General features: G+C 69.7%; 9 protein-coding genes. 5 read left to right on the forward strand and 4 right to left on the reverse strand.

What is annotated here, in order from left to right; all coding sequences use genetic code 11:
• Positions 1-204: 204 nt before the first annotated feature.
• Positions 205-1,623: a right-handed parallel beta-helix repeat-containing protein gene (locus tag ACZ54P_RS40305; protein WP_465466892.1), complete on the forward strand. Its 1,419-nt coding sequence runs from the start codon at positions 205-207 to the stop codon at positions 1,621-1,623.
• Positions 1,620-2,804 (forward strand): cytochrome P450, encoded by a 1,185-nt coding sequence (locus ACZ54P_RS40310; protein ID WP_465466893.1) that lies wholly within the window; start codon positions 1,620-1,622, stop codon positions 2,802-2,804. The genes ACZ54P_RS40305 and ACZ54P_RS40310 overlap by 4 nt, the downstream gene beginning before the upstream one ends.
• Before the next feature lie 9 nt (positions 2,805-2,813).
• Here the strand turns inward: ACZ54P_RS40310 and ACZ54P_RS40315 are convergent, their stop codons facing one another.
• From ACZ54P_RS40315 to ACZ54P_RS40330, 4 genes are all read right to left on the reverse strand, one after another.
• Complete coding sequence (locus tag ACZ54P_RS40315; protein WP_465466894.1) at positions 2,814-3,575, reverse strand: SDR family NAD(P)-dependent oxidoreductase; 762 nt, start codon at positions 3,573-3,575, stop codon at positions 2,814-2,816.
• Between the two features lie 4 nt (positions 3,576-3,579).
• Positions 3,580-4,329 carry an SDR family NAD(P)-dependent oxidoreductase gene (locus ACZ54P_RS40320; RefSeq protein ID WP_465466895.1) on the reverse strand — a complete coding sequence of 250 codons (750 nt, stop codon included), beginning with the start codon at positions 4,327-4,329 and terminating at the stop codon, positions 3,580-3,582.
• Positions 4,330-4,429: 100 nt separating this feature from the next.
• A complete protein-coding gene (locus tag ACZ54P_RS40325) occupies positions 4,430-5,479 on the reverse strand; it encodes an aminotransferase class I/II-fold pyridoxal phosphate-dependent enzyme (RefSeq protein ID WP_465466896.1) in 1,050 nt (349 codons plus the stop codon).
• The gene (locus tag ACZ54P_RS40330; protein ID WP_465466897.1) at positions 5,476-6,519 is read right to left on the reverse strand and encodes a methyltransferase; all 1,044 of its coding nucleotides are present in this window, start codon (positions 6,517-6,519) and stop codon (positions 5,476-5,478) included. Before ACZ54P_RS40330 ends, ACZ54P_RS40325 begins: the two co-directional genes overlap by 4 nt.
• A 188-nt stretch (positions 6,520-6,707) precedes the next feature.
• Between ACZ54P_RS40330 and ACZ54P_RS40335 the strand changes: the two genes are divergently transcribed.
• From ACZ54P_RS40335 to ACZ54P_RS40345, 3 genes are read left to right on the forward strand one after another with little or no spacing between them, the layout of a single operon-like run.
• Complete coding sequence (locus ACZ54P_RS40335) at positions 6,708-7,904, forward strand: cytochrome P450 (RefSeq protein WP_465466898.1); 1,197 nt, start codon at positions 6,708-6,710, stop codon at positions 7,902-7,904.
• Positions 7,901-8,131 (forward strand): ferredoxin, encoded by a 231-nt coding sequence (locus ACZ54P_RS40340; RefSeq protein ID WP_465466899.1) that lies wholly within the window; start codon positions 7,901-7,903, stop codon positions 8,129-8,131. The genes ACZ54P_RS40335 and ACZ54P_RS40340 overlap by 4 nt, the downstream gene beginning before the upstream one ends.
• Positions 8,128-9,534: an MFS transporter gene (locus tag ACZ54P_RS40345; protein ID WP_465466900.1), complete on the forward strand. Its 1,407-nt coding sequence runs from the start codon at positions 8,128-8,130 to the stop codon at positions 9,532-9,534. Before ACZ54P_RS40340 ends, ACZ54P_RS40345 begins: the two co-directional genes overlap by 4 nt.
• Positions 9,535-9,803: the final 269 nt, after the last annotated feature.

Genomic DNA, 9,803 nt, shown 5'->3' on the forward strand with positions numbered 1-9,803 from the left:
CTCGTGTGAGCCCGCTCGCACCGAATTCACCACGACCAGCGGTCATGCGACTTTGCCGGGGCCCTGACCCTGAAAGTAGGAAAGAGGCCTTCGTGGACACGTCACCTTTGACTCCCCCTCGATAACCGGCGTTCGAGCCCGGTTCGAGCGGTCCCGCCCAGGCTCCTCCCGGTACGGACCTCGGTGGGGAACGGGAGAAACGCGATGACAGCACTGGGAGCACGTTCGGTGGGTGCGCTGGCGGCCGCCCTGCTGGTGATCGTGTCGTCCGCCCCGCCGTCGGCCGCCGGGCCCCGCCCCGCGACGTACTTTGTCGACTGTCAGCGAGGATCCGACGCGGCCTCCGGCACGCGCGCTTCGGCGCCGTGGGCGTCGGTGGCGAGAGCGGGCGCGCGGACCTACCGGCCGGGTGACCGCATCGCGTTCCGCGCGGGCACCCGGTGCGACGGCATGTTCGCGCCGAAAGGCTCCGGTACCCCGGGGAAGCCGATCACCGTCGGGTCCTACGGCTCCGGTGCCAAACCCGCCATCGACGCCCACGGCGCGCTCGCGGCCGTACTGCTGGACAACGTCGAAGGCTGGGAGATCGAGAACCTCGCGCTGTCGAACCTCGGGCCGCCGCCCGGTGCGCACGAGATCCGGTTCGGCGTCTACGCCCGGCTGACCGACTACGGCATCGGACGGCATTACGTCGTGCGTGACGTCGACGTCCACGATGTCAACGGCTGTCAGTGCCAGAACCCCGGCGACCCCGATCCGAGCGGCGGGATTCTCTTCAAGGCCGCGGGCACCGGGCGGCCGACCGGTTTCGACGACGTCCTCGTCGACGGCAACACCGTCACCAGGACCGGGCGGACCGCCATCGGCACCTCTTCGGACTGGCAACGCCGTCCCGAATATCCCAAGGGCACCGGTTCCGCGTATGTGCCCATCACCGGACTGCGGATCACCGGGAACACCCTGCGCACCATCCACGGCGACGGTATCGGTGTCTACAATGGACTCGACGCGCTGGTCGAAGACAACGTGCTCGACGGCTACGCGATCGGTGGGACGAAGTACACCACCGGCATGTTCGCCTACAACTCGAACGGCACCAGGATCCGCTACAACACGCTCTCCGACGGGAAAGGCGGGCAAACGCTGCCGTCGCAGGCCTTCATGGTCGAGTCCGCGTCGCTGGGAACGGTGTACGAGCACAACCTCAGCCGTCGCAGCGACGGCGGCCTGCTGATCGTCTGCAACGACCCCGACGCCACTTCGGACCGCACGGTGTTCCGGTACAACGTCAGCCTCGACGACAACTCGCTCGGCCGGTACCCGAACGGCGACCGCACCGGTGTCTTCACGATGATGTGCGGCGATCCCGGCTCGCTTTCGGTGTACGGCAACGTGGTGCGCACCAGCGTCGCCGAGGTGATGGTGAACAACGTCGGGGACTTCGGCGCGTCGTTCGTCGGCAACCTGTTCTCCGGCCGTCCCGGCGGTTCGCGGATCGACGATCCGAAGAGCACCTACCGCCGCAACGTGTTCCTGTCCATCACCGGCCACCCGCAGCCGGGGGCCTTCCCCGCGCCGCCGGTCGACGCGGGTGCCCGCCGCGACCGGTTCACGGCGCGATGACCGGCGCGCCCGAACTCGCCTTCCCGCTCGCCGACGCCAACGCGCTCGATCCGGACACCCGGTTTCGTGAGCTGCGAGACGAGGGACCGGTCCGCGTGCGGCTGCCCTTCGGCTCGGCCGCTTGGCTGGTGAGCAGCTACGAGCACGTCCGGACGGTGCTCGGGGACCAGCGGTTTTCCCGGGCGGACTCGCTCGGCGTGGAGGAGCCGCGCGTGGTGCCGATGCCGCAGCGGGCCAACCTGATCCTGAACCACGACGAGCCGGAGCACAGCAGGCTGCGTGGCCTGGTGGCCGCCGCGTTCACCCGGCCTGGCGTGCGGCGGCTCGAGGCGGCCACGGAAGCCTTCGTGGCAGGCCTGCTGGACCGGCTGAGCGCCCAGGGCCCACCCGGGGACCTGGTCTCCGCGGTCGCGGCGCCGCTGCCCGCGCTCGTCATGGCCGAACTGCTCGGTGTCCCCGGGGAAAGCCGCGAAGAATTCGTCGAGCTGACCGGCTCCCTGCTGGCGACGGCCTTGGCGAGGCAAACCGCCGAGCAGACCAAGGCCGCGGGGCTCCGGCTGTGGGAAGGGCTCGGTGAGCTGGTGCGAGAACGGCGTCGATCGCCGGGCACCGGGCTCGTGGCGGATCTGGTGCGGGGCGGGGTGAGCGATGAGGAAGCCGTCGCGCTGTGCGCCACCGTGGTGATCGCCGGCCACGACGCCACCACCATGCAGCTCGGCAACTTCTGCTACCAGCTGCTCACCGCGCCCGGGCAGTACGACCGGCTCGTCGCCGACCCGGGACTGATCGAGAACGCCGTCGAAGAACTGATGCGGTTCAGCCCGCTCGGGATCAGCACGGCGTTCCCGCGCCGGGTGACCGAGGACGTCGAGCTCGGCGGGGTACTCCTGCGTGAGGGCGACTTCGTGGTGGTGGCGCTGACCGCGGCCAACCGCGACGGCGAGGTCTTCGACCGGCCGGACGAGCTCGAGCTGACCCGGCGGCCGAATCCGCACCTCGGCTTCGGATACGGTCCTCACCGGTGTCTCGGCGCGCAGCTGGCGCTCCTGCAGCTTCGCGTGGTGCTGCACGCGCTGGTCACCAGGTTTCCGGGGCTGGCGCTGGCCGTGCCCGCCGCCGACGTGCGCTGGTCGCCCGGCCTGCTCGCGAGAAGCGCCGAAAGCCTCCCCGTCCGCTGGTAGGGCTTCCGCTCAGCAGAGCGCGCCGTCGACCGTGACGGCTGTGCCGGTGACGTAACCGGAGAGGTCACTGGCCAGCCAGCGCACCGCGTCGGCGACCTCGTCCGGGGTGGCCAGCCTGCCCAGCGCGATGACCGGGTGGAACCGGGCCAGCAGCGCGGCGCGGTCCGCCTCGCCGAGCCCGTCGTAGACCTCGGTGTGGACCATGCCCAGCGTCAGCAGGTTGAACCGGATACCCGCGGGGCCGTATTCCTGTGCCAGGGAACGGTTCCAGCCGTGCAGGGCGGCCTTCGACGCGGTGTAGTGCGCGCGCCCGGCCAGGCCGAACTCCGCGGACCTGGAACTGATCGCGACGACCGACGACCCGCGGCCGAGCAGCGGGAGCACCGCGGTGGTCAACCGGTGCACGGCGGTGACGTTGACGGCGAGAGTGGCCTCCCACTCGGCCAAGCCGAGCTTCGGGTAGTCGGCCCGGCCGACCGCCGCGGCGTTGTGCACCACCAGATCCAGCCCGCCGAACCGCTCGGCACAGCGTTCGGCCAGGCGTTCGGCCTCGCCGTCCGCGGTGAGGTCGGCTTCGCACACGAGGTGCTCGCCACCGATGGCGTCGAGTTCGGCCCGCAGTGCCGCCACGCCGTCACCACTGTCATCATGTCCGCGCGCGCAGGTGACGACGTCGACGCCGTCCTTGGCGAGCGCGAGCACGACGGCCTTGCCGATCCCCCGGGTGCCGCCGGTGATCAGTGCGCGTTTGCCCCGCAGTTCCAGGTCCATGGGCTCAGCGGCCGCCTGCCACGTTGATCACTTCGCCGCTGATGTTGCCGTTGGCCTCGGAACAGAGGAAGACGATGAGCCTGCCGACGTCCTCCGGTTTGCTCAGCTGCCCGCTCGGTGTGGTGGCCGCCGCCTGTTCGACGATCGCCGGGTCGACGCCGTCGAAGCTCTCCGTCAGCGTGCCGCCGGGCGCCACCACGTTGCTCAGCACGCCGCCCTTCGTCCACATCAGTCCGCGGACGAACCCGTTCAGCGCGGACTTCGCGGCGCTGTAGATCTCCGAGCCGTACATCCCGTGCTCGGCCGTCACCGAGGACAGCAGCACGACCCGGCCCCAGCCGCGGGCCCGCATGCCGCCCAGCGCGTACTGAACGGTGCGGAGGTGCCCTTCGCTGTTCTCGCGCAGCTTGGTGTACCAGTCCTCCTGGAAGTTCTCGAACTCGGTCAGATCCTCCGGGTTGATCCAGGTGAAGGTCTGGGCGTTGCACACCACGACGTCGATGCCGCCCCAGTGTCGCTCCACCTCCTCGACGGCGGCCTTGATCACGGCCGGGTCGCCGAGATCGTGCCGGACCGCGAGTGCCCGGTCCGGACCGCCGAGTTCGGCCACCAGTTCGTCGGCCGCTTCCTTGCCGGTGTGGTAGGTGATGGCGACCCGCGCGCCCTCTTCGGCGAACAGGCGGGCCGTCGCCTTGCCGATCCCTCTGGTCGCGCCCGTGATCAGCACCCGCTTGTCTTGCAGTCCCAAATCCATAACGTCACTCCGCAGTCTCGGTCGTCCCGGGCCGGAGGGCGGCCCGGTGCCTTGACCCTAATCGATATAGCCATACTATGGCTATAGTTCGGCGAGTCCGTCAGTCGCCGCGCAGCGCGGCGGCCAGCACCGGGTACTCGGCCTCGGTGGGGGCGGTGATCCGCAGCCCGCTCACGCGGCCTGCCTGGGCGCCGGAAAACACCCGGACCACCACTCCGTGCCGGAGCAGCCGCTCGTGTTCCCGCTCGGCGTCCTCCGTGTACACGAACCGGTAGTGCACCGGGACGCCGGTGACCACCCTGGGATACCGCGCGCACAGCAGGGCCTCCATCCGGTTCGCGGTGGCACCCAAGCGGCTCCGGCTGTGTGCCACCCAGCCGAGATCGCGCAACGCCTCGGCGGCGACGAGCGCGTCCAGGTAGGAGATCGACCAGTTCAGTTGCCGGGCCCGGATCGCCGTGCGCAACCCGGCGTCGGGCGTCCACATCACCCCGGTCCTGGTTCCCGCGATGCCGAACAACTTGTTGGGCGAGAGCAGCACGACGACGTTGCCGAGCCCGGACCAGATCATCGAACGCCGCGAGCCACCGTCGGCGAAGTCGATGTACGCCTCGTCGACGATCAGCGTGGAGCCGGGGTTGTCCCGGCAGATCGCGGCCAGCTCCTCCGACGGCACGTACAGGCCCAGCGGATTGTTGGGGTTGGACAGCAGGACACAGTCGTAGTGCCGCATCGCGTAGGCGACGCGGGCCGCCCTGGTCTCCGCGGTCTCCGGTACGCCGTCGGCCGGGCCGACGTGGTTGGTGATCCACCGGATGCTGTCGGTGTAGTCGGGGGTGACCACGGCGGTGCTCCGCGCCGGGAAATGAGCCGACAGCAATCGGATGAACTCCGTGATGCCACGCCCGGCCACCAGATCGCCGCCCTCGGCCCCGAGGTACTCGGCGTAGGCCGAGACGAACAGCTCCTCGGCGTCGTAGGGATGGGCCCGCAGCGAGCGGATGTCCACCGCGCGCAGCGCCGAACCGACGCTGGTCGGCGGGCCGTACCGGTTGATGCACGTGCCGAGGTCCAGATAGGCCCGCTCGCCGAGCGCGCGCAGATCCCCGCCCTGCCACTCGGTGGCTTCGGCCGCGGCCGCCTTGGTCATCGGTTCGCGGCCTTGTGCAGTTCGACGAGCGTCTCGTTCTCGTCCAGCGCCACCACGGCGCCCTTCCGGAATCCCGCCGCCTCGGCGAGTTCGGTCAGCTCGGCGATGGTGTACTCGGATCCGCCCGGTGTCACCAGGCGCATGTTCAGGCTGGCGACCAGGTTCTCGACGTGACCGTAGTCGTCGGGCAGCATCCGGTCGAAGACCACCAGCGTGCCGCCGGGGTTCACCGCCCGGTAGGCGTTCTCCACGATCCGCGTGCGCTCCTCCGGCGACCAGTCGTGCAGGATGTGGCCCAGCACCACCACGTCCGCGGCCGGGATCTGGTCGCGGAAGAAGTCGCCCGCCTGGAAGCGCACGGAGCCGGGGCTGCCGATCTCGGCGCGGTACTCGTCGAAGAACGGCTCGATCTGTTCACGGTCGAAGACGGTGATCTGCAGTTCGGGGTGCGCTTCGGCGAGCTGGCTCGCGAGGTTGCCCCGCCCACCGCCCGCGTCGACCACGGTGCGGCGGCCGGCGAATCCGGCCGCCTTGATCACCTTGGGGCCCAGTACCTGCATAAGCCCGTCCATCATCCGGACGTAGGGCGCGATCATCTTCGGGTTGTTGAGCATCACCTCGAAGTCGCCGCCCGCTTGGGGCTTGCCGGTGCGCACCGCGTCACCGAGGCCACCCCACACCGGGTACAGGAAGTGTTTGGCACCACCGAGGAAATCCCCGATGTAGCCGGATTCACCGGGTACCAGGTGCCGCGCGGTGGCTTCGGTGTTGCGGTAGCGGCCGTCCGCGGTCTCGAGCAGGCCGAGCGCCACCAGCAGCTGGAGGAAGTCACGCAGGCCCCTGCCGTGCAGCGCGAGGCGTTCCCGCAGTTCCTCCTCGGTCGCCGGGCCGGCCGTGAGGCTGCCGAAGACGTTCAGTTCGACCGCCGTCAGCAGGGCCTGGGCGTCACAGAAAGCGTTGCCCAGCCGGAGAATGTCGGCCGAACCGTCGGTGTGCCGACCGGTCTCGTCCTGAACGGGCCGGGTACTGGTCTTCGTCATCGGCGTTCCTCTCCTGTTTCCGGGTCGCGATCACCGTGGCGAGTCCCGGTCGAAAATCGCTGGGACGGGGCTGGGCGCGGCTCGCTGATCGCCTTTCCAGCGCCACACCAGCGGGTGGTTGAACTGTGTGACACGAGAAAAATGCCCAGTTCGCCGTCGGCGCACGGCTGACCCGAGAGAGGTGCCAGGTGTCCGGTTCGTGCCCTGTTTCCTACCCCTTCCCGTGGAACCCGCCGCTGGAGATCCCGGAGAAATGGCGTGATCTCCGCGAGCGGCCGATCGTGGAGATCACGCTGCCCAGCGGGGATCCCGCCCTGCTGGTGACCCGGTACCGGGACGTGAAGGCGCTGTTCGCGGACGTGCGGCTGAGTCGCAACACCGCGTGGTACCCGACGTCGCGGATCTCTTTGAACAACAACCTGTTCAGCGATCCGGAAATCGATTCGGACCCGCCCCGCTACAGCGCCGAGCGAGGCCTGGTGACCAGAGCCTTCAGCGCCCGGCACATCGAGGCGCTCCGGCCACTCGCGGTGTCGATCACCGGCGAACTCCTCGACCGGATGGCCGAAGGCGCGCCTTCGGCCGAACTCAACGAGGCGATCGCCTTCCCGTTGCCGATCCGCGTGATCTGTCATCTGCTCGGCATCCCCGAGGAGGACATGGAAATATTCCGCGGACTGGTCGACGGATTCCTGTCGATCAGCAAACTGCCGGACGCCGAGGTGGCCCGCTGCCGCGAGGACCTGTGGAGCTACATCGACAAGTTCATCCGGCTGCGCCGCGAAACCCCGGGCGAGGATCTGACCAGCGCGCTGATCCAGATCAGCGACGGCGATCAGAACCGGCTCTCCGACTACCAGCTGCACCACTGGATCCGCACCCTGCTGATCGCCGGCTACATCACCACCGCCAGCCAGATCGGCTCCAGCATGGCCGTGCTGCTGCACCGGCCGGAGGTCGTCGCGGACCTCCGCGCCGACTACTCGCTGATCCCGTCGGCGGTGGAAGAACTGCTGCGCTACGAACTGATGGGGTCCTCGCTGGGCTCGCTCCGGTACGCGCTGGAAGACATCGAACTCGCCGACGGCTCGGTGGTGCCCAAGGGAGCCACCGTGCTGCTGTCGACCGAAGCGAACGTGGACGAAACGGCGTTCCCCGACCCCTTGAAACTCGACATCCGACGCACCAACAACTATCACCTCACCTTCGGCTCCGGGATCCACTACTGCGTGGGCGCGGCGCTGGCGAGGATGGAACTGCAGGTGGCGACGGAAGGCCTGCTGCGCCGGTTCCCCGGGTTGCGGCTCGCCGTGCCCGCGGCCGACCTGCCGCGCAAGTTCGGCGGATTCCTGGAGGCGTTCGCCGAAATCCCGGTCGAGTGGTGACCGGCGAGGACTCACTGCGTGTCTCGGCGGATCGGAACGTCTGCGTGGTGAGCAGTCTTTGCGTGTACCGGGTGCCCGAGGTGTTCGACCAGGACGAGGAGGGCCGGGTCAAGGTCGTGGACCGGACCCCGCCCGCCGAACTGGCCACCGAGGTGCGCCGGGCGGCCCAGGGCTGTCCGACGCGGGCGATCCGGATCGAGGATTCCGGTGTGGAGGAACGACGATGACGCAGGAGACGGCCCGGCCGGCGCCCGCCGGTGCCTCGGCGAGCCCTCCGGGTGCCCGCGGTGTCTACGTCGCGCTGGTGCTCGCCGCGATCCTCGGCCAGATGTCCGGCGCGATGCCGACGGCCGCGCTCGGGGACATCGCGCTTCGGCTGGAGGCGTCCGCTTCGGCGGTGGGGTTCGCCCATTCGCTGTGCTTCCTGCTGGGCGGCCTGGTCGCGGTGGTGGTGGCCAGCTACGCGGACTACTCCAGCAGGCGGCGGCTGCTGATCGGCTCGCTGGTGGTGACCTGCGTCGGGCTGGCGCTCGCCGCGGCCACCCCGAACGTCGAGGTGCTCATGGTGGCGCGCGTCCTGCAGAGCGCTTCGGGTGCCGCGTTCCCCTTGGCCCTGCGGGTGTTGTGGGAGACGATGCCCCCGGAGCGATTCGGCCGCGCGATGGGCGTCATCACCGCGGCGTACGGCGGGGTGGCCGGGATCGACTCGCTGATCGGCGGCTGGCTGACCGACCACGGCGGCTTCCGCGCGGTCTTCGGCTTCATGACCGCGTTCGGCGCGCTCGCCCTGTACGCCGCGTTCCGTGCGGTGCCGGGGTCGGCACCGTCACGGGACGGCAAAATGGACTGGTGGGGCGCGGCGGTGCTGTGCCTGAGCCTGGCCTCGATCCAGGCGGCGGCGGGAATGGCCGACGGCCCGGTGCGCTGGCTGCTCGTCTTCGCCGGGCTCGGCGTGGCGCTGTTCCTCGTGTTCGTCCGGATCGAGGCGCGCCGGGCGAACGCCCTGATCCCGGCGCGGTACCTGCTCTCGCGGCGGATCTGGCCGATGCTGCTGACGTCGATCCTGCTCCTGACCGGCGTGCTCAGCGTCATCAACTACACGGTCCCGCTGCTCGCGATCTTCCCGGCCGGTGGCTACGGCTACTCGGCGACGATGATGACGCTGCTGTTCATGGTGCCGCCGTGCGCGGTGACCGTGCTGGCGTCACCGCTCGCCGGCGCGCTCGCCCCTCGGGTCGGCTGGCTCCGGATCCTGCGGCTGTCGCTGGCCGGGGTGGCGCCGCTGATCGTGGCCATCGCGCTGGCCCACCGCTCGCAGTGGGTGGTGCTCGGCCTGGTGACCCTGCTCGCCGCGGTGAATTCGGTGGCGCTGACCGCGCTCAACGGGCTCAGCGTCGTACTGGCCCCGCAGGGCAAGGCCGGTGTACTGCCGGGGATCAACTCCGCGTGTCTCGGTCTCGGCGGGTCGATCGGTATCGCGCTCGCTTCCCAGCTGTCCGGCCGGACGCCGTCACCCGGCGACTCACCGACGGCCGGCTTCGCGGCCGCGCTGTGGATGGCGGCCATCGCGACCGCGCTCGCGCTGGTGGTCTCCTTCGCGGTCCGGGACCGCCGGGACGGAGAAGTCTGAGCCGGGTATCGGGAAGCGTTGCTCGCGCGGCGGTCTGATGTCCCCAATGTGGCATGGGGGACGCTGACCGTCTCCAATGCCACATTGGGGACATGTCCGGCTCCCGATTTGTGGACGGTCAAGGGCGGGCCGATCCTGGTCGGGGTGTGGTGAGGTCGCGACGGTGAAGGAATCGGGACGTTGAGCCTGGATCCACCGGTGTGTTTGTGGGTTGGTCTTGGTGGTGGTTGTTGGTGTTGTTTCCGGGTTGGTGGGCAGGATGGGGTGCC

The sequence above is a fragment of the Amycolatopsis sp. NPDC034160 genome (genome assembly GCF_055575355.1).